The organism is Megasphaera sp. SW808 (assembly GCF_012027795.1).
In the GTDB taxonomy this organism is placed as follows: Bacteria; Bacillota; Negativicutes; order Veillonellales; family Megasphaeraceae; genus Megasphaera; species Megasphaera stantonii.
This window is the reverse complement of the sequence record NZ_SJOT01000001.1, coordinates 57897-83321: the sequence shown is the minus strand read 5'-3', so window position 1 is coordinate 83321 and position 25425 is coordinate 57897. Positions and strand designations below refer to the sequence as shown.

Annotated in this window: 27 protein-coding genes; 2 read left to right on the top strand and 25 right to left on the bottom strand. The window is 54.0% G+C overall.

What is annotated here, in order from left to right:
• Nucleotides 1-127: 127 nt before the first annotated feature.
• The 3 genes from lpxA to lpxC form a co-directional block, all read right to left on the bottom strand.
• On the bottom strand, nucleotides 128-940 hold the full coding sequence (lpxA, locus tag E0L13_RS00370; protein WP_168059524.1) for an acyl-ACP--UDP-N-acetylglucosamine O-acyltransferase: 813 nt from the start codon (nucleotides 938-940) through the stop codon (nucleotides 128-130).
• 190 nt (nucleotides 941-1130) lie between these two features.
• Nucleotides 1131-1577: a 3-hydroxyacyl-ACP dehydratase FabZ gene (gene fabZ / locus E0L13_RS00365; protein WP_087477695.1), complete on the bottom strand. Its 447-nt coding sequence runs from the start codon at nucleotides 1575-1577 to the stop codon at nucleotides 1131-1133.
• Between the two features lie 12 nt (nucleotides 1578-1589).
• Nucleotides 1590-2423 (bottom strand): UDP-3-O-acyl-N-acetylglucosamine deacetylase, encoded by an 834-nt coding sequence (lpxC, locus tag E0L13_RS00360; protein WP_095629134.1) that lies wholly within the window; start codon nucleotides 2421-2423, stop codon nucleotides 1590-1592.
• A 193-nt stretch (nucleotides 2424-2616) separates the two neighbouring features.
• On the opposite strand from lpxC, the gene E0L13_RS12005 reads away from it, so the two are divergent.
• The gene (locus E0L13_RS12005; protein ID WP_346766144.1) at nucleotides 2617-2991 is read left to right on the top strand and encodes a hypothetical protein; all 375 of its coding nucleotides are present in this window, start codon (nucleotides 2617-2619) and stop codon (nucleotides 2989-2991) included.
• Nucleotides 2931-3422 carry a biosynthetic peptidoglycan transglycosylase gene (locus tag E0L13_RS11810; protein ID WP_346766148.1) on the top strand — a complete coding sequence of 164 codons (492 nt, stop codon included), beginning with the start codon at nucleotides 2931-2933 and terminating at the stop codon, nucleotides 3420-3422. The genes E0L13_RS12005 and E0L13_RS11810 overlap by 61 nt, the downstream gene beginning before the upstream one ends.
• A gap of 60 nt (nucleotides 3423-3482) precedes the next feature.
• Here the strand turns inward: E0L13_RS11810 and E0L13_RS00350 are convergent, their stop codons facing one another.
• From E0L13_RS00350 to cmk, 22 genes are all read right to left on the bottom strand, one after another.
• A complete protein-coding gene (locus tag E0L13_RS00350; protein ID WP_087477692.1) occupies nucleotides 3483-4121 on the bottom strand; it encodes a redox-sensing transcriptional repressor Rex in 639 nt (212 codons plus the stop codon).
• A gap of 87 nt (nucleotides 4122-4208) precedes the next feature.
• Nucleotides 4209-5489: an O-antigen ligase family protein gene (locus E0L13_RS00345; RefSeq protein WP_240924614.1), complete on the bottom strand. Its 1281-nt coding sequence runs from the start codon at nucleotides 5487-5489 to the stop codon at nucleotides 4209-4211.
• An 85-nt stretch (nucleotides 5490-5574) separates the two neighbouring features.
• Complete coding sequence (locus tag E0L13_RS00340; RefSeq protein ID WP_206081434.1) at nucleotides 5575-6879, bottom strand: folylpolyglutamate synthase/dihydrofolate synthase family protein; 1305 nt, start codon at nucleotides 6877-6879, stop codon at nucleotides 5575-5577.
• Nucleotides 6880-6892: 13 nt separating this feature from the next.
• Complete coding sequence (locus tag E0L13_RS00335) at nucleotides 6893-9556, bottom strand: valine--tRNA ligase (protein ID WP_168059522.1); 2664 nt, start codon at nucleotides 9554-9556, stop codon at nucleotides 6893-6895.
• Nucleotides 9557-10156: 600 nt separating this feature from the next.
• Nucleotides 10157-10987 (bottom strand): NAD(+) diphosphatase, encoded by an 831-nt coding sequence (gene nudC, locus E0L13_RS00330; protein WP_168059520.1) that lies wholly within the window; start codon nucleotides 10985-10987, stop codon nucleotides 10157-10159.
• Nucleotides 10984-11901, bottom strand: coding sequence for a homoserine kinase (gene thrB / locus E0L13_RS00325; protein WP_168059518.1), 918 nt, complete (start codon nucleotides 11899-11901; stop codon nucleotides 10984-10986). Before thrB ends, nudC begins: the two co-directional genes overlap by 4 nt.
• A 2-nt stretch (nucleotides 11902-11903) precedes the next feature.
• A complete protein-coding gene (locus E0L13_RS00320; RefSeq protein WP_095629129.1) occupies nucleotides 11904-13190 on the bottom strand; it encodes a homoserine dehydrogenase in 1287 nt (428 codons plus the stop codon).
• Between the two features lie 32 nt (nucleotides 13191-13222).
• A complete protein-coding gene (locus E0L13_RS00315; protein WP_087477686.1) occupies nucleotides 13223-13672 on the bottom strand; it encodes an ACT domain-containing protein in 450 nt (149 codons plus the stop codon).
• Entirely contained in the window at nucleotides 13669-14598 is a 930-nt protein-coding gene (locus tag E0L13_RS00310; protein WP_168059516.1) for an NAD-dependent epimerase/dehydratase family protein, read from the bottom strand. Before E0L13_RS00310 ends, E0L13_RS00315 begins: the two co-directional genes overlap by 4 nt.
• A gap of 24 nt (nucleotides 14599-14622) precedes the next feature.
• Nucleotides 14623-15471 carry a ChbG/HpnK family deacetylase gene (locus E0L13_RS00305; RefSeq protein ID WP_168059514.1) on the bottom strand — a complete coding sequence of 283 codons (849 nt, stop codon included), beginning with the start codon at nucleotides 15469-15471 and terminating at the stop codon, nucleotides 14623-14625.
• 6 nt (nucleotides 15472-15477) lie between these two features.
• A complete protein-coding gene (locus E0L13_RS00300) occupies nucleotides 15478-16413 on the bottom strand; it encodes a ribonuclease HIII (RefSeq protein WP_168059512.1) in 936 nt (311 codons plus the stop codon).
• On the bottom strand, nucleotides 16385-16849 hold the full coding sequence (larC, locus tag E0L13_RS00295) for a nickel insertion protein (RefSeq protein ID WP_168059510.1): 465 nt from the start codon (nucleotides 16847-16849) through the stop codon (nucleotides 16385-16387). Before larC ends, E0L13_RS00300 begins: the two co-directional genes overlap by 29 nt.
• Nucleotides 16850-16853: 4 nt before the next feature.
• On the bottom strand, nucleotides 16854-17609 hold the full coding sequence (larB, locus tag E0L13_RS00290; RefSeq protein ID WP_206081433.1) for a nickel pincer cofactor biosynthesis protein LarB: 756 nt from the start codon (nucleotides 17607-17609) through the stop codon (nucleotides 16854-16856).
• Nucleotides 17602-18447 (bottom strand): RNA methyltransferase, encoded by an 846-nt coding sequence (locus E0L13_RS00285; protein WP_240924613.1) that lies wholly within the window; start codon nucleotides 18445-18447, stop codon nucleotides 17602-17604. Before E0L13_RS00285 ends, larB begins: the two co-directional genes overlap by 8 nt.
• A gap of 81 nt (nucleotides 18448-18528) precedes the next feature.
• On the bottom strand, nucleotides 18529-18993 hold the full coding sequence (locus tag E0L13_RS00280) for an ATPase (RefSeq protein WP_087477681.1): 465 nt from the start codon (nucleotides 18991-18993) through the stop codon (nucleotides 18529-18531).
• A gap of 11 nt (nucleotides 18994-19004) precedes the next feature.
• Nucleotides 19005-19496 carry a pantetheine-phosphate adenylyltransferase gene (coaD, locus tag E0L13_RS00275; RefSeq protein ID WP_087477680.1) on the bottom strand — a complete coding sequence of 164 codons (492 nt, stop codon included), beginning with the start codon at nucleotides 19494-19496 and terminating at the stop codon, nucleotides 19005-19007.
• Complete coding sequence (gene rsmD / locus E0L13_RS00270; protein ID WP_168059506.1) at nucleotides 19493-20053, bottom strand: 16S rRNA (guanine(966)-N(2))-methyltransferase RsmD; 561 nt, start codon at nucleotides 20051-20053, stop codon at nucleotides 19493-19495. The genes coaD and rsmD overlap by 4 nt, the downstream gene beginning before the upstream one ends.
• 88 nt (nucleotides 20054-20141) lie before the next feature.
• Entirely contained in the window at nucleotides 20142-20765 is a 624-nt protein-coding gene (plsY, locus tag E0L13_RS00265) for a glycerol-3-phosphate 1-O-acyltransferase PlsY (RefSeq protein ID WP_087477678.1), read from the bottom strand.
• Nucleotides 20762-22093, bottom strand: a complete 1332-nt coding sequence (gene der, locus E0L13_RS00260) for a ribosome biogenesis GTPase Der (protein ID WP_087477677.1) — start codon at nucleotides 22091-22093, stop codon at nucleotides 20762-20764. Before der ends, plsY begins: the two co-directional genes overlap by 4 nt.
• Before the next feature lie 75 nt (nucleotides 22094-22168).
• The gene (locus E0L13_RS00255; RefSeq protein WP_087477676.1) at nucleotides 22169-24145 is read right to left on the bottom strand and encodes a bifunctional 4-hydroxy-3-methylbut-2-enyl diphosphate reductase/30S ribosomal protein S1; all 1977 of its coding nucleotides are present in this window, start codon (nucleotides 24143-24145) and stop codon (nucleotides 22169-22171) included.
• Complete coding sequence (locus tag E0L13_RS00250; RefSeq protein WP_168059504.1) at nucleotides 24142-24756, bottom strand: lysophospholipid acyltransferase family protein; 615 nt, start codon at nucleotides 24754-24756, stop codon at nucleotides 24142-24144. Before E0L13_RS00250 ends, E0L13_RS00255 begins: the two co-directional genes overlap by 4 nt.
• Complete coding sequence (gene cmk, locus E0L13_RS00245; RefSeq protein WP_087477674.1) at nucleotides 24753-25424, bottom strand: (d)CMP kinase; 672 nt, start codon at nucleotides 25422-25424, stop codon at nucleotides 24753-24755. The genes E0L13_RS00250 and cmk overlap by 4 nt, the downstream gene beginning before the upstream one ends.
• Between the last annotated feature and the right edge of the window lies 1 nt (nucleotide 25425).

The window sequence follows — 25425 nt, the reverse complement described above, 5'->3', positions numbered from 1 at the left end:
ACCCTTACAAATGAATAAAATATCCATTTTTATATTATACAAAAAAATGCGCCGTATGTCAGTAATACAGCACATATTACAAGAAAAAAAGGAGGCGAGAACGCATCTCCCTCCTTTTTCGTATCCGTCAGTCTTTCGTGCCCCGGCAAATGCCCCGATCAGCATTGCGGAGGAACCGGAGAAAATGTTCAACTTCTTCCGAGCTGTCCAGCTCCTGTTCCATTTCGGCAATCGCCTGGCCTAAGTTCAAGCCGGAACGGTAGAGCAGGCGGAAGGCCTTTTTCAGCTCGCGCCGCACGTTTTCAGGAATCCCCGCGCGCGACAGGCCTACGCTGTTCAGGCCGATGCAGCGCGCCGGCTGGCCGTCGGCGATGACGAAGGGCGGAATATCCTGCACGACTTTGGCTAAGCCGCCGATCATGCTGTTTCTGCCGATCTTGACGAATTGATGCACGCCGGCGATGCCGCCGATAACGACGCGGTCTTCTACGACGACGTGGCCGGCCAAGCCGGCGCAGTTGCTCATGATAACGTTATTGCCGATAATGCAGTTATGGGCGACATGGGTGCACGCCTGGAACAGGCAGTCGTTGCCGATCCGCGTTTCCTCTTCTTCGCCCGTAGCGCGGCTGACCGTTACGAATTCGCGGAATACGGAGCGGTCGCCGATGATGACATAGCTTTTTTCGCCTTTAAATTTCAAATCCTGCGGTTCCGAGCCGATGGACGCGCTGGGGAAGAACCGGCAGTTCTTGCCGATTTTCGTCCAGCCGTCGATCGTAACATGAGCCATAATTTCCGTGCCGTCGCCGATGACGACGTTCGGGCCAATCACGGCATAAGGGCCAATTTTTACGCCGGCGCCGATCTGCGCCGCCGGATCTATAACAGCCGTTGGATGTATTATGCTTTGCCGCATAGTTTCTTTTTCCTCGGTCATTCAAGTCACTCCTCGCGTTCCTGCCGCCGCCACAGCAGGAGCTTGTTTAAATTAATCCCTCTCTACGGTATATAGTCGTATGTCAAAAAGAAAAATATGCCCTCTTTTTCACTTTAAAAACAGCACATTTTATTTTCCTATCTCCCATTTTCGCCGTTTTTCTCTTACATCCGACGAAAATGCAATAAAATTATTTCTTGCTGTTCTGACCCGGCATGAGAGCGAATAAGTATTCGCCTTCGGCGCAAAGGGTGTCGCCTACGTGGCACTGCGCTTTTACCTTGCCCATGCGGCCTTTGATCTTTTCAATGTCGGCGCGCATGATGACCTGGTCGCCCGGATGGACGGGATGACGGAAGCGCAGCTTGTCGATGCCCGTGAAATACGGGATCAGGCCGCGGTTTTCTTCCGGATAGAGCAGCGTGACGCCGCCGACCTGGGCCATGGCTTCCGCCAGCAGCACGCCCGGCATAACCGGCTGGCCCGGGAAGTGGCCCTGGAAAAACAGTTCGTTGAACGTCGCGTTCTTAATGCCGATAGCGTATTTCATCGGTTCCAGCTCGATGATGCGGTCTACAAGCAGCATAGGATAGCGATGAGGCAAAATTTCCATAATATCCGTTACTTCCAAAATCATACGAATTCCTCCTTAATCTAATTCTTCCGCAATTTTATTCGTCAGAAGACTGTTTAATTTATGGCTTGATTTTACGGCAATGATATGCCCCTTCAGGGGACGCCCGATCATTGCCATGTCTCCGATGATATCCAGCACCTTATGGCGTACCAGCTCGTCGTCGACGCGGGGTACCGACAGGCATTCCTCCTTGTCGTATACGACGACGTTTTCCAGGGTGCCGCCCTTGCCTAACCCCAGCTTCTTCATCATTTCCAGCTCTTCCGTAAAGGCGATGGTGCGGGCGTAGGCGATTTCCTTTACATAGGACTCCTTGGTGATTTCCGCGTCGAAAAACTGCACGCCCAGCAGCGGATGGGGGTTGATGGACGTAAAGGTGATGCGGAAGCCGTCGTACGGCACGATGGCGATGAACTTATCGTCTTCCTGCACGAGATGCTGCCGGCGCACGACCAATTCCCGCCGCGCCTCGTCCAGCTCCTTCACGCCGGCCTGTTCGATAAGTTCGACGAAATTCAGGCTGCTGCCGTCCGCTACGGGCGGCTCTGCCGAATCCATTTCTATGATGCAGTTATCTATTTGCAATCCGTTCAACGCCGACAATACATGCTCTACCGTAAACACCTTCGCTTCGCCGTCTTCCAGCGTCGTCGCCCGCATCGTATTGGTCACATTGGACAAATGGGCCTTTACGGACGGACGGCCCGGCAAGTCGGTACGGATGAATACAATGCCTGTATTAGCCGGAGCAGGGCACAGCACCATGTGGACTTCCTCGGCCGCGTGCAGGCCGATACCGCTGTACGATACGGACTTCGCCAAGGTAGTTTGCGCCACATTAGACATAAATATGCCCTCCTTTCTCTTGTTAGAAATAACATAGTTTCCCATACTAAATTATTATACATTATTTACAGGGGACTTGCCAATACTCGCAGCCGCAGAAATCGCGCCGATCCGCCCTCGCCGCCCGCATTTCTGCCTCCGTATTGCCTCGTCCGGCCCGACTTATGGTATAATAAGGAATCATGGAGGTATTATGAAGAAAAAATTACTGCTCGTCTTTTTGCTGGCCTTCGCCGCCTGCAGCTCCTGGAATCTGATTGCCGACTTCATTTCCGGCCCGGATACGGGAGGCCGCACGGAACGTTCCGCGCCGGCATCGTTTATATCGTCCTGGCTGACGCCGCTGAAACCGCTGGAAGAAAAGGCTTACGTCTATCTCCACTTTGAAGAGGCCATGGACGCCAAGATGTCCCGCATTCCCATGTACGTGTCCATCAACATCGTACCGCAGTCCCTGCGCCAGGCCGTCATCGCCACGGAGGACCGGCGGTTTTACAGCCACGGGCCATCGACCCTATCGGCATCATCCGCGCCGCCGCAGTCAACCTCTATTCCGGCGAAACCGTAGAAGGCGGCAGCACCATCAGCCAGCAGGTCGTCAAAAACGTATTCCTGTCCCACGAACGAACGCTGAGCCGCAAGGTGCAGGAAGTCATACTGGCCTTTCTGCTGGAGCACTACTACAGCAAGGACGACATATTGGAAATTTATCTGAATACGGCTTATTTTGGCGCCAACGCCACGGGCCTCTACGAAGCGTGCCGTACCTATTACGGCATCGGCCCCGACGAGCTGCGCCTGTCCCAGTCGTCTATGCTGGCCGGACTGCTGCAGGCTCCGACCTATTATAATCCCCTGGAACACTACGACGCCGCCCGCAAGCGGCAGCAAGTCGTCCTGGCTCTCATGGCCGAGCAAGGCTATATCTCTGCCAGCCAGGCCACGCAGGCCTATCGCGACGACCTGGGACTCAGCGGAGACGGCAGCGAAACAAATTAATCCAACATCAAAAGAGCCTGGCGCATCGGCGCCGGGCTCTCTTACGTTCCCGCAGGACGGTCAGTCTTCTTTTTTATTGGTCAAATAATAGGAAATGCGGCTCAGGCCGATGGACAGGTCTTCGCGGAATACGAAGATATTGTCCGGCACGGTGAGGCGCAGGGGCGCGAAGGAAAAAATCCCCTGAATGCCCGCTTCCACCATTTGGTCCGCCACCTGCTGCGCGACGGCGGCAGGCGTCGTAATGATGCCGATTTGAATGCCTTCCTTCCGGATGACGTCCTTCATGTCGGCAATAGGCGTGACGACGACGCCGCCGACGTTCTGTCCGATAATCCGGTGGTCGACGTCGAACAGGCCGGCCGTACGGAATCCCAGGCGTCCGAAGGTCTTATAGTTAGCCAAGGCCCAGCCCAGATGGCCGATGCCGGCAATGCCGATTTTCCAATGCTGCTGCAGCCCGATGATTTCCACGATCTGCTGACACAGCTCGCTGACGTAATACCCTACGCCTTTCTTTCCAAACGCGCCGAAACACGTCAAATCCTTGCGAATTTGTTCCGGCGTAATGCCCAGCCGTTCACCTAATTTCTCGGACGATATAATATCAATCCCTGCATCTTGCAATAACAATAAATCTCTGTAATACAAGGGCAATCTTTCGATGACGGCATCCGATATAGCCTTTTTTTGTCTCATAGAAAAATCCTCCCAAATTCCAATCTATTCTTTTCAGCTATAACACGCCATTATAATTTTTTATGACACCCATACGAATATTATATATCATTGTGAATTATTTCGCAAACTTTTTTTCTTATTTTTTTGAGTATCAATGAACATATTAGAAAATATGCCGCACAGCAGCCAAAAAGTAAGTGAAATTTGGGTACTAAATAAATCATAATCGCCGAATCCGCATACGGCCTGCGATATGACGGCGGCGCTCATCGTCATGGCCGCGGCCCGGTCAAAATGGGACAAGCCGCCGCGCCGCAAGACCTTCAGGCCACACCATCCGCAGCCCAGGAAAAACCACAGGAAGAAGAAAAATCCTGCCAGCCCCGTCTCGGCCGCAATGTTGAAAAACATATTGTGGGCGTGATAAATCGTAATGCCGGCCTGCTGAATAAATTCGTTGTACACGGGATACATATACTTGAAGGCTCCCCAGCCGATGCCTAAGGCGGGATGATCTCCCAGCATTTCCAGCGCGCCGGTCCACATGTCCAGGCGCATGGATACAGACGTATCGGCCTCGCTGTACGAAAAAATCGACATGAGCCGGTTCGTTACGCCGCCGCGGTAAAACAGCAGCACCGGCGGCACGAGGAGAAACAGCGACCATAGCCGCTTATCCCAGACAAAGCCGAAGAACAGCACCAGCGCCGCCGCGCTGAGCCATGCGCCGCGGGAATAGGTCAGGATCAGGCACAAAGACAAGGCGGCAAATAAGCCGACGTACAGCCAGCGGTGCGACCGATGGCCGGTGCAGATGGTCATCGAAGCCGCAGCCCCCATGACCATGAGGAGAAAAGACGACAGCAAGTTGGGATTGTACAGCGTCGAATACATGCGGCGCTGCAGGAGGGGAAAGGCCGAGTTGTCGACCCACGCCGCCTCTCCCAGCGTCAGCATGTGGGCGTACTGGTATAAGCCGTACAGGCAGACGACGGCAGCGCTGACGAACAGCCCCGTCAGCAGCAGGTGGCGTTCAGCCTGGCCGCGCACGAAGAAGATGACCAGCATATACAACAGGGCGTACTGCACGATGGTAAAGCAATAAAAGGCAAATCCCATCAGTCCGTGAGGCGAGCCGACGAGGGACAGCAGGGCCGAAAAGCAAAAGCCTGCCGCCGGCACGAGCAGGGGAATGGACGGCGCCGGGCCGAATCCGTATTTCCAGCCGCAGAAGACGGCAAAGACGACGGCCAGGACCAGGCATATCTCCATGGCGATGAGATTGACCGGCATAAAAAAGACAGTCCCCAGAAGGGCATACACCACGCGGAGGCGTGCCCGTTCTGCGGGACTGCTCATCTTATATTGATTCATCACGGGGTTCATTATATCGCTCCTTTGCCTTGTATTATACTAAAAATAACACAAGGGGTCTAGAGCGCTCCGGCCTGGGCCGGACAAAATCGTCCCCTTACGCCTGCCGATACTGCTTCCGCAAATACCGCCGCACGTCGCCCTGGATATACAGGGAGCCGACGATGCACAGGACCTCTCCGTCCTGCACGGCGGCAAAGGCCTTGTCCAACCCGGCGTCCAGAGAGTCCGCCCAGTCGGCGCGGCACGGCAGCAGGGCCGCCATCTGCCGCGGGTCCGCCGTCCGCGGCGTCGGAGCCGGCGCGCAGACGACGTAATCGTCTTCATGGAACAATTCCTGCACCATGTGGGTGTAGTCCTTATCTGCCAGTACGGAGAAGAGAAATACCCTCTTCCGATTGCCGAAGACGTCGTCGTAGGTCTTGCAGAACGTATCTATGCCGGCCGGGTTGTGGGCTCCGTCGATGACTACGTCCACGCCGCCGCAGCGCAGCACTTGAAACCGTCCCGGCCATTGTACCTGCGACAGGCCCTGTTCCAGAGCCGTGCGGGTCAGCCGCTTTTCATGGCTGGCAATGAGCAGCAGGGCCATGACGGCGGCGGCGCAGTTGACGCGCTGGTGCTTGCCCATGAGGGGAATCGTCGCCGTAATATCGCGGCCGTACCGCTCTCTCACCGTCACCATCTGCCCGACGGCCGGATCAGCCGGCCCGGCGTTGCCTACGACGTCGAAGCTGCGGTCTAAAGCGTAGAGACGGCTCTTCATTTCATAGGCCTTGCGGGCGATGACCGACAAGGCCGGTTCTTCCGCCGTCGTCACGACGGGCACGCCTTCCTTGATGATGCCGGCCTTCTGGACGGCGATTTCTTCTATCGTATTGCCGCAGTACTTCATGTGATCCATCGCCACGTTGGTGATGACCGACACTTCCGGCACGACGACATTCGTCGAATCGAGAAGGCCGCCTAAGCCCACTTCGACGACGGCGTATTCCACGCCGACCTTGGCAAAATGCCAGAAGGCCGCCGCCGTAATCATTTCAAATTCCGTCGGCCGTTCCACGCCGTCGGCTACCATGGCTTCAACGGCCTGGGACACGACGGCTACAGCTTCGGCGAAGTCCTCCCGGCTGATGTCTTCCCTATCCACGTGGATTCGCTCCGTATAGTCTTCCAGATGGGGCGACGTGTACCGGCCCGTCCGGATGCCGGCACAGCACAGGGCGCTGGCGATCATAGCCGTAACGGAACCCTTGCCATTCGTCCCCGTCACATGAACGGTCTTATATTTCGTCTGGGGATTGTCCAGGCGCTTCAGGAGTTCCCGAATGCGCCCGAGCCCCATTTGGATGCCGAATTGGCTGGCATGTTCCAAATAATATATCGCTTCTTCGTAGGTCATACTATGCCTTCTTTTAGAGTTTTGCCAAATCTTCCAGACGCTTCGTGAGGGCGGCCATCTTTTCCGTGTAATCGGCTAACTTGGCCTTTTCCTTTTCTACGACGTCTGCCGGCGCCTTGGCTAAGAAGCCCTGATTGGACAGCTTCTTGCTGAGGCGTTCGATTTCCTTGTTCATCTTTTCCTGTTCCTTATGGACGCGGGCCGTTTCTTTTTCGACGTCGATCAAATCCTTGAGCTGGAGGTATACTTCGATGCCCGGCACAACCGTTACGACGGCGTTTTCCGGCTTCGCTTCGCCCGGAGCCAGCAAGGTTACGTGGTCGGCAAAGGCCAGCGTATGGAAGTACGATTCGTAGGTCTTCAGCGTCTTAGCCATATCGTCCGTCGCAGGAGCCATGATGACCGGAGCCTTCTTGCCCATGGGCACGTTCGATTCGGCGCGCATGTTGCGGATGCCCTTGATGGCTTCCATGAGCGTATTCATCGTCGCGGCGTCGGCGGCGAAATCCCACTGGGACTGAGCCTGGGGCCACGGCGCTACGATGAGGCTTTCCCCTTCGTGAGGCAGGTGCTGCCACAGATGTTCCGTAACGAAGGGCATGAAGGGATGGAGCATTTCCAGCGTATGCGTCAGGACGTATACGAGGACGTACTGTACGGTCCGCTTGCTCCGTTCGTCGTCGGATTTGTACAGGCGCTGTTTCGCCAGCTCGATGTACCAGTCGCAGTAGGAGTTCCAAATGAAGTTGTATACGGCGTCGGCAGCGTCGCCCAATTCGAAATTGTCGAAATCAGCCGTCACCTTGCGGACCGTGTCGTTGAAGGAGGTCAAAATCCAGCGGTCGGCCAGGGTCAAGTCCGCTTCTTCCGGCACGAAGGTTTCGTCGTAGTCCGTCAAGTTCATGATGACGAACTTGGAAGCGTTCCAAATCTTATTGGCAAAGTTGCGGTTTGCTTCGACCCGTTCCATGTAGAACCGCATGTCGTTGCCCGGCGTATTGCCCGTCACGAGGGTAAAGCGCAGGGCGTCGGCGCCGTACTCTTCGCATACGCCCAGGGGATCAATGCCGTTGCCCAGGGACTTGCTCATCTTGCGGCCCTGGCTGTCGCGGACGAGGCCGTGGATGAATACGTGGCGGAAGGGGACATCCTTCATGAATTCGCAAGTCGTAAACATCATGCGGGCGACCCAGAAGAAGATGATGTCGTAGCCCGTGACGAGGACGCTCGTCGGGAAAAACTGCTTAATATCTTCCGTCGTGTCGGGCCAGCCCATCGTCGAGAAGGGCCACAGGGCCGAGCTGAACCACGTATCGAGGACGTCCGGGTCCTGATGGATGTGCTTGCTGTGGCAGTGCGGGCATTCCGTCAAATCGGTGCGGCTGACCGACGTTTCGCCGCAGTCGTCGCAGTACCAGGCCGGAATCTGATGGCCCCACCAGAGCTGACGGGAAATGCACCAGTCGTGGACGTCTTCCAGCCAGTGATTGTAGGTCTTGACGAAGCGGTCCGGCACGAACTGCGTTTCCTTGTCGGCGACAGCTTTCAAGGCGGCCGTCGTGAGGGGCTTCATCCTGACGAACCACTGCTTCGTCGAGAACGGTTCGACCGTCGTCTTGCAGCGCGAGCAGTGGCCGACGGCGTGATTCAATTCTTCGACGTGATCCAGCAGGCCCAATTCTTCCAAATCGGCGACGACGGCCTTGCGGCAGTCTTCGCGGGTCATGCCTTCGTACTTCGCGCCGGCTTCGGCGTTCATCGTGCCGTCGAGGTTCATGATCATAATGGATTCCAGGTTGTGGCGCTGGCCCATTTCAAAGTCGTTCGGGTCGTGGGCCGGCGTAATTTTTACGGCGCCAGTACCGAATCCAATGTCGACGTAGTCGTCGGCAATGACTTCGACTTCGCGGTTTACGAGAGGGATAACGACCTTTTTGCCGATAAACCGCTTCATCCGTTCGTCTTCAGGGTTTACGGCGACGGCCGTATCGCCCATGATCGTTTCAGGACGGGTCGTGGCGATCATGATGTAGTCGTCTTCGCCGACGACGGGGTATTTGACATACCACAAGTGGCCCTGTACGTCCGAATGGTCGACTTCGATGTCGCTCAAGGCCGTATGGCACTGGGGGCACCAGTTCGTAATGCGCTGGCCCTGATAAATCAGGCCTTTTTCATAGAGAGACACGAATACTTCGCGGACGGCGCGGGCGCAGATATCGTCCATGGTAAAGCGCTTGCGGCTCCAGTCGCACGACGAACCCAGGCGGCGAACCTGCTGTTCAATACGATTGCCGTATTGTTCCTTCCAGGCCCATACGCGTTTCAAAAATTCTTCGCGGCCAATATCGTAGCGCGTTTTGCCTTCTTCCTTAGCCAGCTGCTGTTCTACCTTTACCTGCGTCGCAATGCCGGCATGGTCCGTCCCCGGAATCCAGGCGACGTTATAGCCTTCCATGCGCTTAAACCGGACGAGAATATCCTGCAGTGTATTGTCCAGGGCATGGCCCATGTGCAGCTGTCCCGTTACGTTTGGCGGCGGCATGACGATGCTGAAGGGCTTTCTCGACGGATCGGCGTCCTGATGAAAATACCCGTTTTGTTCCCAGAAATCATACCATTTCATTTCAATGTCGTTCGGCGAATACGTTCCTAAGCTTTCCTTGTTCCACTTCATTGCAAACCCTCCTGTGACCATAAAAAAGAGCGCCCCTTCGTCCTAAGATTCCTTAGGACGAAAGAACGCTGTATCTTCCGCGGTACCACCTAAATTGCCCCGGCTCGGCGAGGCCCCTTCATCATGCAAGTAACGGCTGCAATCCGGGCAGGCCTTTCCTCCTGCCGGCTCACGGGTGACACGCCGCCTTCGCTATGAATGCCTTCGCACCAATCCGGCACCTCTCTGCCATAGCGCCATGCAGCTTCTTCCGCTCATCGCTTTTGTGTTGATAAATATTCTAACAAGTTTGCAAAGTCTTGTCAATGATTTTTCCATCGTCCTCTTTTAATTAGATGCCCTATTTGATAAATAATTTACTTCGTTTCATGGGCTGTACATAAAAATTACTGATATTTGACCAGTCGAAAGACGTTCCTTGCAATTTCCAAGGGCCAGTCCCAACTGATGCCTCGACTCTTTCACACAAGCAGAGCAGATTACCTGCTTTCCATTCCTTGCATTCAAAAAGGATAAACTATTCCCTGCGGCAATATCTGCAAAAAATAATTTATCCCTATGAAATCAGCGTTACTGAAAACACATCAAATATCTGATATATTACATCTTCCCCTGCTTAAACAAGGTAATCATTTCCATGGTCAAGCTGGCCTGTTCCGGGTCGTCCGGCAGGTCGTGCCGTTCCACCCATTGTGCCGTGGCCAGCTCGTCGTGGTCGACGCGCAGGGTTTCGTCGCCATCCAGGTCGCAGAAAAAGCCGAATAAGAGGGTGTCGGTGAAGCACCAGGGCTGGCTCTTGTAGAAGCGGAGGTTCTTGACCTTGACGCCTACTTCCTCCATGACTTCGCGATGGACGGTCTGTTCGATTGTTTCTCCCACCTCGGCAAAGCCGGCGATGAGAGCAGCCCGCGTATATTCCCGGCCGGCGTAGGTCGATACGAGGAGCTTGTCTCCGTTGCGCACGGCGACGATGACAGCCGGGCAGATGCGCGGATAAATCATCGTATGGCAATGGCCGCAGTACACCATGCGCTCGGCATCGCTGTGGGCCATGGGGCGGCCGCACTGGCCGCAGAAACGATGGTTGCTATACCAGTTGTGCAGAGACAGTCCGGCCACGCCGGCGAAGGCCTGAAAGCGGGGCCGGGCGGCGCGCATGAAGTTGATGGATATATAGGCAAAGCCCTTGCCTTCTGGAATATCTTCCAAGGCTAAAAAATAATTGATGTCGTCTTCACGGAACAGCCAGCGAAAGCGTTCTGCCGGCACGGCGGCCATGTCGGCATAGGTTGGATAAGAAAAGGACTTGTCTTCTCCCTCCAGCCGCACCAAAACGGTCCGGCCCCGATAGGCGAGAATCACGCTGTCGTCCTGGACGGGGACGGGGCTGTATTCCGTATGGTATTGATGAGGCGCTATGTCTTGTATCATGGGAGAATCTGCGCTCCCTCGTTCCAGCATTTCAAGATATGGCCTTCCGAGTCGATGCCCCGTATTTTGAATTCGTTCATCATAGCTTCCATAATCGCTTGTTCGTTTTCTACGGCAAAGGCGATGAGCGTCGAGCCGGAGCCGCTGATCGTCGCGCCCAGGGCGCCGGCGTCTTCGGCTGCTTTCAGTACAGCCTCTCCGCCGGGAATGAGGCCGATGCGGTACGGCACGTGGAGTTTATCCTGCAGGCCGTATTGCAGCCGGTCGTACTGCTTCGTGACGAGGGATGAGACGAGGAAGCTGACGCGGCTCACGTTGAACACGGCGTCCTTATAGGCGATTTCCTTAGGCAGAACGGCGCGGGCGTCTTCTGTAAAGACTTCCACGTCGGGAGATACGGTAATAAAGGATAAATCATCTCCGACAGGCACGACGTTGGTCATGGTCTTGCCGCTGTCCATAATGGAAATCGTCAGGCCTCCCAGCAAGGCCGGCGCGACGTTGTCCGGATGGCCTTCGATTTCCGTAGCCAGGGACAGCATGTCTTCCCTGCTCATCTTGGAGCCCGTCAAGGCGTCGCCGATGAGGATGCCGCCGATAATGGCCGACGAGCTGCTGCCCATGCCCCGTCCCGGCGGGATGCGGTTGACGAGCTTCACTGCGCCGCCTTTAGGCAGGAACCCGCCGTTGTATGCGGCGGCCCGTTCCATAGCCTGGCCGACCATATTATCGGCAAAGGTTTCGGGAATTTCACCCTTTCCCAAACCTTCGATTTCTACGGAAATAAACTCTTTATCATCTTCTGTAAAATATATTTCGTTGAAATAGTTGAGAGCGATGCCGACGGCGTCGAATCCCGAACCGAGATTCGCCGATGTGGCCGGCACCTGCACGTGCAGTGTTCTTGTCGTCATAATTATACCTCGATAACGCGGATCGCATTGGCAATCTTGCGGACGCAGGCCAGCTCTTCAATTTCTTTCAAGGATTGGTTCACCAAGCCGGCTGCCGAGCTGTCGATCAAGATGACGATTTCGGCGATTTCCGTCGTCTCATCTTTCTGGATCAAAGAGCGGATACTAATTTTATGCTGCGCCAGGACAGCGGAAATGCTGGACAATACGCCGGGCGCATTGTCTACGACCATGCGCAGGTAATAAGGCGCGCAAATCGAGTCCTGCGGCTTCAGCTTCGGGTCGTGCCATACGAAATCGCGGCTGCCTGTAATGTTGATGTTGCAGTGGAGAATGACGTTCATGACGTCGCTGACGACGGCGCTGGCCGTCGGAAGGGACCCTGCGCCCTGACCATAGAACATGACGTCGCCTACGCAGTTGCCGCGGACGTATACGGCATTGTACGCACCGCCGACGTTGGCCAGCGGGTGTCCCTTGCGGATAAAGGCCGGATGGACGTTCAAGGATATGCCGTCCCCATCCTGGCGGGCGATAGCCAGCAGCTTAATGACGTAGCCCATTTCCCGGGCATGCTGAATGTCTTCCTGGGCGATGTTTTCAATCCCTTCGACAGATACGTCATTAAAGGTAAGAGCCGAATGGAAGCCCAGCGTGGCCAATATGGCGATTTTACGTCCTGCGTCGTAGCCGCTGACGTCGTTCGTCGGATCCGCTTCGGCATAACCCTTTTCCTGAGCTTCCTTCAGCGCCGTTTCATAGGACATGCCCGTATCGGTCATATTCGACAAAATATAGTTTGTCGTGCCGTTCATGATGCCGATGATTTCTTCCATCGTATTGCTGTTGAGAGAGGAGTACATAGGCCGCACGATGGGAATCCCGCCGGCGACGCTGGCTTCAAACTGGAAGTCTACGTTGCATTCCTTAGCCATCTTCAGCAAAGGCATACCGTAATCGGCAATGAGGTCCTTGTTGGCGCTGACTACGCTCTTGCCTTTTTTGAAGCACTGCTCAATGCAGTCCTTGGCAAAATCGGCGCTGCCCATGACTTCAACGACAATCTCTATTTCGTCATCATTGACGATATCGGCAAAGTCCGTCGTAAGCAAAATATCGTCAGGCAATTCCATCTGTTCATATTTCGGCATATCCCGAATCAAGACGCGCTTAATCGTAATTTCCGTATCGAGCTGTTCTTCAATCAGCGGGCCGTTCATGGCCAGCAAATCGATGACGCCTTTTCCAACGGTACCGCACCCCAATAATGCAATCGACACTTTTTTCATAATAATCCCCCTTCTGAATCTTGTCTATATTCTCACGCCTGGCCGATGATTTCTACCTTGCGGACGCCGGACAGATCTTCCAGCCGTTTAATCAAATCATCGACGGCAATGGTCATTTCCTTCGTTTCAATGGAAATGCTGACATCGGCAATACCCTGCAGCGGAATGCCCTGATTTATCGTCAGGATACTGCAGTTGCTTTCCGCTACGGCATTTAATATCTGCGACAACTCGCCTGGCTTGTCCAATACCATAAGAGAAATCGTCACGACGCGCCCTTGTGTTACATCGTGGAAGGGAAAGACGTAATCCTTATACTTATAGTAGGCGCTGCGGCTCAAGTCCATAAGGCGCACCGCTTCGTTGATCGTCGTCTTCTGATTATGCTTTAAAAACTCTTTTACCCGAATCGTCTTCTTAATTGCTTCGGGAAGAATATCTTCTCGTACTAAGTAAAATTTGTAGTCTTTTTCTTCCTTCATGTCTGTTTCCTCCCTGCAAAATAGAAATACGTCTGCTGCAGCCCCTCAAGCAGCTTAGTCGCCGGACGCCAGCGCAGTGTCTGCTTCGCCAATGCATTATCCAGAGCCGAGCGGTAAATATCGCCGCTGCGGGCCTCTGCATAGGAAACGGGCACGGCTGTCTGGGAAAAATAAAACAGGATTTCCTTCAGCGCGTTGACCGTCGTTTCGATGTTGGTGCTGATATTATAGATTCCCGACGGCGCCTTTTCATCCATGGCGGCCATGTTGGCCCGGACGACGTCTTTGACATAAATAAAATCGCGGGACTGGTCGCCGTCGCCGAATATGGTAATCTCCCGGCCTTCTGCAATAGCGTCGGAAAAGATATAGACGACGCCGCCTTCGCCGTGGCTGCCCTGCCGTTCGCCGTAGACGTTGGAGTAGCGCAGAATTGCATAGGAAAGGCCGAACACGTCATGGTACATTTGAATATACTTTTCAGCCGTCACCTTCGTCAAACCATAAAAGGATGTTGGCTGAAGGGGCGCGTTTTCTGCCAGCGGCACCTGCACATTGTCCCCATATACGGCAGCCGAAGAAGAAAAGAGAAATTTTTTCACGCCAAACTGCCGGCATAGTTCCAATACATTCAGCAGCCCCATGATGTTGAGTTCTGCATCCTCACGGGGGTGTTCCATCGAATAGGGCACCAAGGTCTGCGCTGCTTCATGAAAGACGATGTCAAAAGCACCGTCTGCAAAAATACGGGCCAGCTCGTCCTTCTGCAATATATCCATTTCATAAAATACGGCCTGGTCATGGACGTGTTCCCGGCAGCCGGTACTCAAGTTGTCTATTACGACGACATGATGACCGGCTTCGACGAGACCGTCAACCAGATGAGAGCCAATAAATCCGGCTCCGCCTGTTACTAATATGTTCAATATATGTCACTCCCTGTACTGCATTTACGGCAGCTGGCCGTAATGGATTGGTTCTATATTCTGCTCTTTCATGAGCTGCCGTATGCGCGGCGAGATTAACGCATGAAATTCCTCTTCCCAATGATACCCCCAGGAAAAGGATTGGGAAAGAACCGCCGTGCTCCGCCCCGGATGCATCATGATTTCATGGACGCCGAAAGGCATATGCCGCAGGATATGCGCTAAGTTCGCCTCGGTCATATGGCCGCCGTCGACCATGCCCCAAAAATAGTCCGTCGTCGTAAACCGAAGACGCTTGACATCGGACATGGCTTTTCTCGCCAAATACGTCAAACCGTCCCGCCCCATGACGCGGCCCGGACTCGCCGCCATGACTTTAAACGAATAGGATTCCTTCGGAATGCGGAGACGATGGAGGCCGTATTTTTTCATCAAAGCCTGCACGATCTTCCACACCGGCGGCAGCATATGCATGTGCTGATGGCTGTCGACGTGGGTGACGTTCAGGCCGGCGCTCATGATTTTTTCCATCTGCGCATCCAGCTCCCGATATACCTGCTCGAAGTCTATCCGGCCCGTCCACATACGCTTTACGAGAGGGACGTAGCTTTCCGGCAGCAATCCGTTGTCGTCGACTAAGGTCGGAACTTCTTTCGGCGACAACACCGTCGGCAAGGCGCCGACGAGGCATAAATGAATGCCGACGCCAAGCCCGGGATATTGCCGCGCCAACGCGGCGGCCTCGTCAAAGGCCGGCCCCGACGCCAGGAGCGATGTGCTCAGCAGCAGTCTTTGCTCATGGGCTTCTATGACGGCCCTGTTTACTTCCGTATGAATGCCGAAATCATCGGCGTTGATAATTACTCTGTTCATCTCAGGTCACCGTAAAAAATCGAAATTTTTAAAATTCAATTTCCCTACGCTGGACAATTCACCGTCGCCGTAAGTCTTTCGGAAGGCGGCAATAGCCGAAGCGATGCCCATATAGGCTCCCTTGGGAAAGGTCATGCCGTACTGCTGAGCCAAACGGGCCATGGCGTCGACGAAAGCCTGCCGAGCCAGGATAGATGCCGCCGCGACGGCCGTATCCCGTTCGCCCTTCGTAACCTGGATGATTTGATGTGACGATGCTTCGTCTTGCAGTTCAGCTAAAACATATTCCTCTTTACCGAACTTATCGACTATTATACATGGACATTCGTATTTTGACAATAGTACACGTATGTTATGCCCATGTATACTGCCCAGGAGATGGTTTAAATTTTTTCGTTTTTGCTTAAAGGCCTGGTACCGGGCGTTATATTCCTCCGGCATGAGAACGGAGACGACGCAGCGGTCTCCCAGCATCTCCCGTATCTCTGCAGCCAGACGGGCAATCGCATCGTCCGTCAGCATCTTGCTGTCGCAGACGCCGAGACGGCGGAGCGGCGCTTCTTCATCAGCCTGAATCAGGCAGGCCGCCGCGACCAGCGGTCCGAATACGTCGCCCTTCCCCGATTCGTCGCAGCCCATCCAGCAGGAAATTCCCTGCGGATGCAGCCCCGCCGAGCCGCCCTGAGGAGCTGCGGCGGGAAGGGCCGCCCTTTCGCCCGTCGCCAGAGCCGTTAAGGTCTGTTTCAGCGCTCCGTCCTTTCCCTGCACGACGACGGACAGGCCCTTTTTACCGTAGTAAAAATTGACCGTCCCTTCGACCGTACCCTGGGCACAGACGACTTGATGCCCATAATTTATGTCCTTTTCCCGCACGCAGCGAATCTGCGCCGCAGCGAGCTTGCGTTTAAAATCTTCAACAATTGGTTGCAGTTTTACATCCATATAGTCTATACGCCTCTTCCTTCGCCTTTCGCTGCCATTCCTTCAGCGCCGTCCCGGTCCGCGCGGCAGCGGCACGGCAGTCGTCGTATTCGGCGGAAATATTCATAACCTTCCCGTCGTAAGAGCTTATCTTGCAGCGAATCTGTTCGCCGTCTACGCAGACCGTCTCGATTCCCCGGCTGCAAATCCTGCGCCGGACAGGAAAATACCGGATGCCGATGGACGTCGTTTCAGCAAATATAAGGGCCGCAGCATTCTCTATCAGTTCCTCCGGGCACAATACGCACAGCATAGAGGCCATGCGGCATTTTTTCATCATCATGGGTATAGCCCACACATCGTTGACGCCTAAGTCCAGCAGCTTTTGAAATACGTATTCCATGTTCTGCGGATTCATATCGTCAATATTGGCTTCTATTTGCCACAGCGTTTCCATGACCTCACCTCATCCGATTGATCATATCGGCCATGCGGCCGGCGCCGAAACCGTTGTCGATATTGACGACGGACACGCCGGCGGCGCAGCTGTTGAGCATGGCCAGCAAAGCCGACAAGCCGTGAAAATTAGCGCCGTAGCCGATGCTCGTCGGCACGGCGACGACCGGTTTGTCTACGAGGCCGCCTACGACGCTGGCCAAGGCCCCTTCCATACCGGCGACGACGACGCAGACGTTAGCCCGGCGGATCTCTTCGCTGCGATTCAGCAGACGGTGCAGGCCGGCAACGCCGACGTCGTAAATGCGCTCTACCTTATTTCCCATGATTTCCGCCGTCAACGCTGCTTCTTCGGCAACAGGAATATCGCTGGTACCGGCGGTGATGACGGCGATGACCCGGTCGCCGTTGACGACGGTTTTATCCTTAAACTGGTAGACCATGCAGGCCAGTTCGTCGTACTGCGCGTCGGGGATTTCCGGCGCAAGCTTGTCATACACGTCTTTGGAAGCCCGCGTGCCGATGACGTTATCATACTGCTTCATGAGAACGCGCAGAATCTGCACCGACTGTCCGACAGTCTTTCCGGCACAGTAGACAACCTCCGGAAAACCGCATCGCTTCTGGCGCTGTAAATCCAGATTAGCAAAGCCCAAATTAAGAACAGACGGTTCATCATGCTGCAAAGCAGCTGTTGCTGCTTCCAGTGTCAGCGCGCCCTCCTTATACTGCTGCAAAATCATTTCTATCGTATTATTCATCATATTTCTCCTTAAATCCATTTGCTTCCCAGGCCTTATACACAATAACGCCTACAGACATGGAAAGATTCAATGATTCCGTATCGCTGCGCATAGGAATGGTCAGCACCTCGCTGCACTGTTCAATCAGCGTATCAGATAAGCCGTTTCCTTCATTGCCGAAGGCCAGTACGACAGGCCGTGCATACGCCGCCTGAGCGTACGATGTTGTCCCCTGCGGTGCTGTTCCCAACAAAACCCTCCCCTGCTGACGGCAAAATTCAATCAGCTGCGCTTCACTGACATCCTGCACAATAGGAACTTTGAATATGGCCCCCATAGCACTGCGGATGGTCTTGTCATTATATACGTCGACGCTGCCTTCGCTCAGCAAAATCGCCGCGGCATTCGCCGCTGCCGCCGTCCGGATAATCGTCCCTAAATTTCCCGGATCCTGAACGGCCTGCAAATACACGACGGCCTGACGCGGCGCAAGGCCATTCAGTTCGTCGAGAGACACTGTGACATACGGCAGCATCGCTGCGATACCCTGCGGCGCTTTCGTGTCCTTCAGCTTGTCGTACACGCTGTCCGTCACGGAAAAAAACGTCCAGTCCAGGACCCGCCCCATGTCGTATATGTCTTGAACCTTCTCATGTTCCCTGCCCTTCGGCGAAAGAAAGCAAACGGCACGGCGAATGCCGCTTTCCGCTGCGTCTCTGACGACGCGCATTCCTTCGACGAAGACCATCCGCTCCTGCTGCCGTCCCTTTTTCTGCTTCAGCGAGCAGGCTTTTTTGATCCATTGATTGTCGCGGGACGTAATGGATTTCATCGCTTCATACTTTATTTCCTGCATATCTGACTCCTCTGCCCATAACTTAAATAAGTGCAATACCCCTCTGGATATTGCACTTATACTGCGTACCTGCCTTACGCCTTACTTCGTCTCATCCTGCCGGTTGGACTGCAGCAAGCTGTCGCGGTTCTGCTTGATGCTGGACAAGGTCTTTTCCAACGTCGATTCGACGTATTTCAAGACGTCGCCGGCGTATGTAATGGAACTGCTCTTCAATTCTTCCGAAGACTGATTGGCGTCCAGAATAATCTGATTCGCCCGTTTCTGCGCCTGGCGCACCAGTTCGCTTTCTTCTGTCAATTTGGCAATATAGTCCTTGGCCTGCGCCACCATGCTGTCGGCATGATGCTGCGCGTCGGCAATGATCTTATCTTTTTCGGCCAGTACCTTTTTCGATTGTTCCAGCTCAGCCGGCATGGATTCCTTCAAGTCGTCGATGATCTGCAGGAGTTCTTCTTCCTCGATCATCTTTTTATTTGTAAAAGGAACCTTCGATGCGTTCATTACCAAGCTTTCCAAATCTTCCAACAATTTATCCGAATTCATGTCTTCCACCCCTACGCCTGATATTTATCTTTGAACTTTTCTTTCAACTTCTGTTCTACGTACTCGGGCACCATGTCGTCGAGCTTGCCGCCGAAGCACGCCAGTTCGCGGATGCCTGTAGAGCTGATAAAGGAATACTTTGTACTCGTCATAATAAATACGGTTTCAATATCCGGTTCGACTTTTTTCATGAGCAGCGCCCGCTGGAATTCGTATTCAAAATCGCTGAGGGCCCGCAAGCCGCGTATAATGATCGTCGCGCCGTGTTCGATGGCGTATTCGTTCAGCAAGCCATGAAAGCTGGCTACTTCGATATTGGGAATATGACGCGTCGTTTCCCGAAGCATGTCTTCCCGTTCCTCCATCGTAAACAGCGGCTTTTTCGACGGATTTTCAAATACGGCGATAATAAGCTTATCTACTAATTTGCTGCTGCGTTCAAAAATATCAATGTGTCCATTCGTCACGGGGTCGAAGCTGCCCGGACAAATTCCGATTTTCACGATTCAATTCCTCCCTGATGCCTGCGGATAAAGGCGATGCGCGTATCCTTTCCATAGGCTTTTTCTCTGATGATCTCATACAGCAGGCTGTCTGCTATCTCTTCGTCCCTGCTGTGTTCCATGAGAAGTAATCCGTCAGGAGCCAGCAAATCGTATTGACATATTAAAGCAATCGTACTATTCACCAAATTCTTATTATACGGTGGATCCGCAAAAATATATTGAAATTGACGTCCCTGCAGCCGCACCAAGGCCTTGCCGGCCTCCATGCGGAGGATTTCATACTGCCCGCCAAAGCCGCACAATTCGGCGTTCTGCCGAATCAGGGCCTGCGTGTAGTGGTCGATAAACACGCAGTGCGCCGCGCCGCGGCTCAGGGCTTCCAGGCCCAAGGCTCCCGTGCCGGCAAAGATGTCCAGCACAGAAGCACCTTCCAGCACGCCGTTGGCCAATATGTTGAACAAGCTTTCCCTCGTACGGTCCAGCGTCGGCCTCGTCAGCATGCCTTTCGGCGATTTCAATATTCTCCCTTTTGCACTGCCGGATATGATTCTCACATAATCACCTGCTCGTACACAAACAATTATACACGTTTTTCTTTACATATCAAATAGCAAAGGCCCATAAGAAAAAGAAAATTTTTCCTTAGTTTTTCTTGATTCTCTCTACCTTCAGTTCCCGTCCCTGCATGAGGCGGATGATGTTGTCCTTATGGCGCACGACGACGAGGACAGCCGCAATCAAGCCGAATATCGTGAGCGGCAGGGGCTCGTCGAAGAAGTACATCAAAACCGGCACCAGCACGGCGGCGACAATAGAGCCGAGAGATACGATGCGCGTCGCCGCGACGATAGCACACCATATGGCGAAGACGATGAGCGTTTCCCAAGGAGCCAGGAACAAGATGATGCCCAGACCGGTGGCCACGCCCTTGCCGCCTTTAAATTTCAGGAAAATAGAGCAGGAATGGCCGACGAGAGCCACGCAGCCGCCGAGCACCATGAGGTAGATGCGCTGGTCTTCCGGCATGGCCATCGCCGAAGCGGCGACTTGCCCCAAATACACGCCGAGCATACCCTTGGCGACGTCCAGGATGAGGACGGCCAGGCCGCCGGCGGCGCCGAAGACGCGGTAGGCGTTCGTCGCGCCCGTATTATGGCTGCCGTAGTCCCGCGGGTCCGTATGGTAAATGGCCTTGCCGATGACCAGGCCGCTCGGAAAGGAGCCCGCGATATACGCTAAGAGCAAGCAAGCGATTCCCATCATCATAGGGCGTCACCATCCTTCTTTCCCCGCAGTATCAGGCGAATCGGCGTACCTTCAAAGCCGAAGGTTTCGCGCAGCCGGTTTTCCAAAAAGCGCAGATAGGAGAAATGCATGAGCTGCGGCTCGTTGACAAACAAAATGAACGTCGGCGGCTGCACGGAGGCCTGCGTCATATAATAGATTTTCAGCAGCTTGCCGCCCTTGGCCGGTGGCGGATTGGTCAGCTGGGCGTCTTCGATGAGCTCATTCAGCACGCTCGTCGACACGCGCATGTGCTGCTGCTCCGATACAAATTTGACCATGTCGGCCAAGCGGTTGATGCGCTGCTTGGTCAGGGCCGAAGCAAACAAGATCGGCGCGTACTGCAGGAACGCCAGCTCGCGGCGGATGTCTTCTTCGTACTTCTGACTCGTCTTGCTGTCCTTGGTCACCAAGTCCCATTTATTGACGACGATGACGCATCCCTTGCCGGCTTCGTGGACGTAGCCGGCAATTTTCTTATCCTGCTCCGTCACGCCTTCGACGCCGTCCAATACGAGGACAGCCACGTCGCAGCGGTCTACGGCCCGCAGGGCGCGGACAACGCTGTACCGTTCGACGGGGATATCGATTTTCCCCTTGCGGCGCATGCCTGCCGTATCGATGAGGACGAACTTAGATCCTTCGTATTCCCAATGGGTGTCGATAGAATCGCGGGTCGTGCCGGGCATATTGCTGACGATAACCCGGTTCTGCCCCAGCAGGGCGTTGGTCATAGATGATTTGCCTACGTTCGGACGGCCGACGAGGGCGATGTGTATCGTTTCTTCGTCGTCTTCTTCATAGGGCACGTTTTTGATGTGCTTTAGCACTTCGTCCAGCAGGTCGCCCAGGTTCATGAGGTTGACAGCCGAAATGCCGATGGGATCGCCCAGGCCGAGGCTGTAAAATTCATAAATGTTCATGGACAGCTCTACGCTGTCGATTTTGTTGACTACCAAAATGACCGGCTTGCCGCTGGAGCGGAGGATGCGGGCGATATCTTCATCCTGAGGCTGAACGCCGGCTTTCCCATCGACGACGTACAGGATGACGTCGGCTTCGCGGATAGCCAGCTCTGCCTGATAGCGCATGCTCGTGAAGATATGATTTTCCGAATCGACGAATTCGATGCCGCCCGTATCGATCATAGTAAATTCCTGATTGAGCCATTCTGCGTCATAGTAAATGCGGTCCCGCGTGACGCCGGGAATATCCTCTACGATAGAAATGCGCTTCTTGACAATAGCGTTGAATAACGTCGACTTGCCTACGTTCGGCCGGCCGACGATAGCTACTAACGGTTTATACATACCAGTTTCCTGTTGTCCTTTCTTAATATGAAAAAAGGATAACCGGGCATGCCGGCTATCCCCCTTCGTTGAAAATTATTCGCCTTCTACAGCGTCGTCAGCTGCTTCGGCCTGTTCTTGTTTGTCCAGATAGTTGCGAACTTCCTGTTCTTCTTCATCTTTCTGAATAGCCAGGACACTCAAGGATATTTTCTTTTTATCCGTGTCGATGCCGATGATCTTGACGTTCATAACGTCGCCGATGTTGACCAGGTCTTTAACGACGGCACCGCGTTTTTCCGTCAGTTCGGATACGTGGAGCAAGCCCTGGAGTTCGGGATCGATCGCCAAAATAGCGCCAAAGGGAAGGAGCTTCTTAACTTCGCCTTTTACGACGTCGCCGACTTCAAATTTTTCGATAGCAGCGATCCAGGGATTCTTCTGGAGCGCTTTCAAAGACAAGGAAATGCGGTTCCGTTCCTGATCGAATTTCTGTACCAATACGTTAAGCTTTTCGCCGACCTGAAGAACGGCGTCGACGGAGCTTACGCGCTTCCAGGAAATGTCGGAAATGTGGAGCAGGCCTTCTACGCCGCCCAAGTCGATAAACGCGCCGTACGGCATGATTTTAACGACTGTGCCTTCGAGAACTGCGCCTTCTTCGATATTCTGCAGCGCTTCAGCCCGTTTCTGTTCCCGTTCTGCTTCCAAAACGGCTTTACGGGACAAGACGAGACGGTTTTTGTGTTCGTCAATGTCGATGACTTTGACCTGGAAGGTCTGGCCGACGAGATTATCCAAAGATTTTACGAATTTAACGTCGCCCTGGGACAGGGGAATAAATCCGCGCAGGGATTTGATGGAAACGACAAGGCCGGCCTTGTTTGTTTCTTTGCCTACGCATTCGACGAGCTGATCGTTTTCAAAAGCGTCGCGAACTTCTTTCCAGTCTTCGACTTTCTTCATCTTGACGAGAGACACGACGATAGAGCCTTCTTCTTTAATATTGTTGGCAATTTCTACGGTCAGTTCGTCGCCGACGTGAATGACGTCGCTGGCTTTTTCCGGAGCAGGAACGGCAATTTCCTTCTTCGGCAGAATGGCTTCTGCTTTCGTACCGATGGAAACATAGGCAGCATCATCGTTCACAGAAATAACCGTGCCCTTTACCACGTCGCCTTTCTTTGGATTTTCTTCATAGTCGTACTGATCCAACAATTCTTCACTCATTACTTCTGTGCCTTCAGCTTGCAAATTTTCCATAATATCAACAACCTCCTGTATTATCCAATCCGGTGTGGAAGCACCGGCTGTAATGCCTATATGATTCATACCACGAAAGGCCGCCGTGTCTAATTCAGCCGCCGTTTCAATATGGTATGTAGGGCAACCCTGTTCTCTGCATACCTGCGCCAGCCTTCCCGTATTGGCGCTGTTCCTGCCGCCGACGACGATCATGGCGTCTACCTTGCCGGCCAATTCCACAGCGGCGTTCTGGCGCTGCTGCGTCGCCGTGCAGATAGTCATGTGCACGTCTAAATCGTTCGTCTTCGTCTTCAGGATTTCGGCAATGCGCTTGAATTGCTCTTGGGAAAAGGTCGTCTGGACGACGACTCCCAGTGATTCAGAAAAGGGAATTTGTTCTGCTTCAATTTCCCTATCTATTATAATAGCACGATTTGCCCCCCATTGTGAAATACTAATTACTTCAGGATGGGCTTTTTCGCCTATAATTACTAAATTTTTTCCTTCTTCGACGATTTTTTTCGCGTCTTGCTGTGCTTTTTTGACATGGGGACACGTCGCGTCGATGACGCGTATGCCCCGCCGGGAAGCTTCTTCATAGACGCTGGGGCCAACGCCGTGCGAGCGAATCAGGACCGTTTCGCCGTCGCCCACTTCGTCGAGAGAATCGACGGGAGCCACTCCCTGTGCGGATAGACGGGCTACGACCTGTGGGTTATGAATGATAGGCCCCAGGGTTTTCGTCCCCGTTTCCGCCTGCGACGCCATGTCCACGGCCCGGCGCACACCGTAGCAAAAACCGCAGGCCTCGGCAATAGTTACCTTCATTTTTCTGTCCCTCCATGCCGATTTAGCATAGCTAAGACAATTTCCCGAATTTCTTCTGAAAATTGCCGTATCGCTTCCTTATCGGCCTTTTTATCTGCCGGCGGCATGACCGGTTCGCCGAATACGATCTGCACGGATCCCGTTTTCTTCGGCAGCTCTCTCGAATTGACGACGACTGCCGGAAGGACCGGCACGCCTGCCTTGATGGCAATACCGGCGAAGCCGTCGTGAAACGGCCCGAGTATGCCCTGGCACTTGCGCGTCCCTTCGGGAAAAATGCCGAGAACGCCGCCGCTTTTCAGCACGCGGAACGATTCTACAATGGCCTTTTTATCGATGCGGCCCCGATGGACGGGAAAGGTATGGACATACCGCAGAAACCAATTCATAATCGGGTTGCGGAACAGCTCTTCTTTCGCCATGAAGTGGATGAGGCGATGGCGCACCGCCGTTCCCAGCAAAGGCGGGTCGAAGTAGCTGGCGTGATTGCACACGATGATAAAAGGCCCCTCAGCCGGAATATGCTCTTCGCCGTAGACTTTCATGCCGATGAGTGTGTAAGTCACGAAGTTGAATATCCGGCGGATAATCCAATACGAAATGGCTTTCATCGACAGCGCTGCTGAATTAAATCGGTAATCGCATCGGCCGTTTCTTCCAGATTTAATTCGCTGTTGTCGAGAAGGATCGCGTCGTCGGCCTGTCGCAAGGGACTGACGGCGCGGTGAGAATCCATATCGTCGCGGGACGCTATGCTGGCCGCAATGTCCTCCAGCGTTTCCGTACCGCCTTTCGCCTGTACTTCCAGGTAGCGGCGGCGGGCCCGCGATTCGACGGACGCCGTTAAGAATATCTTCAAATCGGCCTTCGGCAGCACGACGGTGCCGATGTCGCGGCCGTCCAAAATGACGCCGCCTCCTTCGGCCATGTTCCTCTGTAATTGTACCAGTTTTTCCCGTACGACTGCAAGAGCTGAAACGGAAGATACGCGAGAAGATATATCCTGCGTGCGGATGGCGTCGGTAACTTCCCTTTCGCCGACGAACACGCGGCACTTATCTTCCAGCGGCTCCAGCCGGATGTCGATGCGCTCCGTCAGCGCCCTGACGGCCTCCGCGTCTCCTATATCGATTTTTTCCTGCAGCATCGCCCAGGTAAAGGCCCGGTACATCGCGCCCGTATCAATGTACAAATACCCCAGTCTCTTGGCCACCAGTCGGGCGGCGCTGCTCTTTCCGGCTCCGGCCGGCCCGTCGATGGCTACGGTCAAACGTTCCATC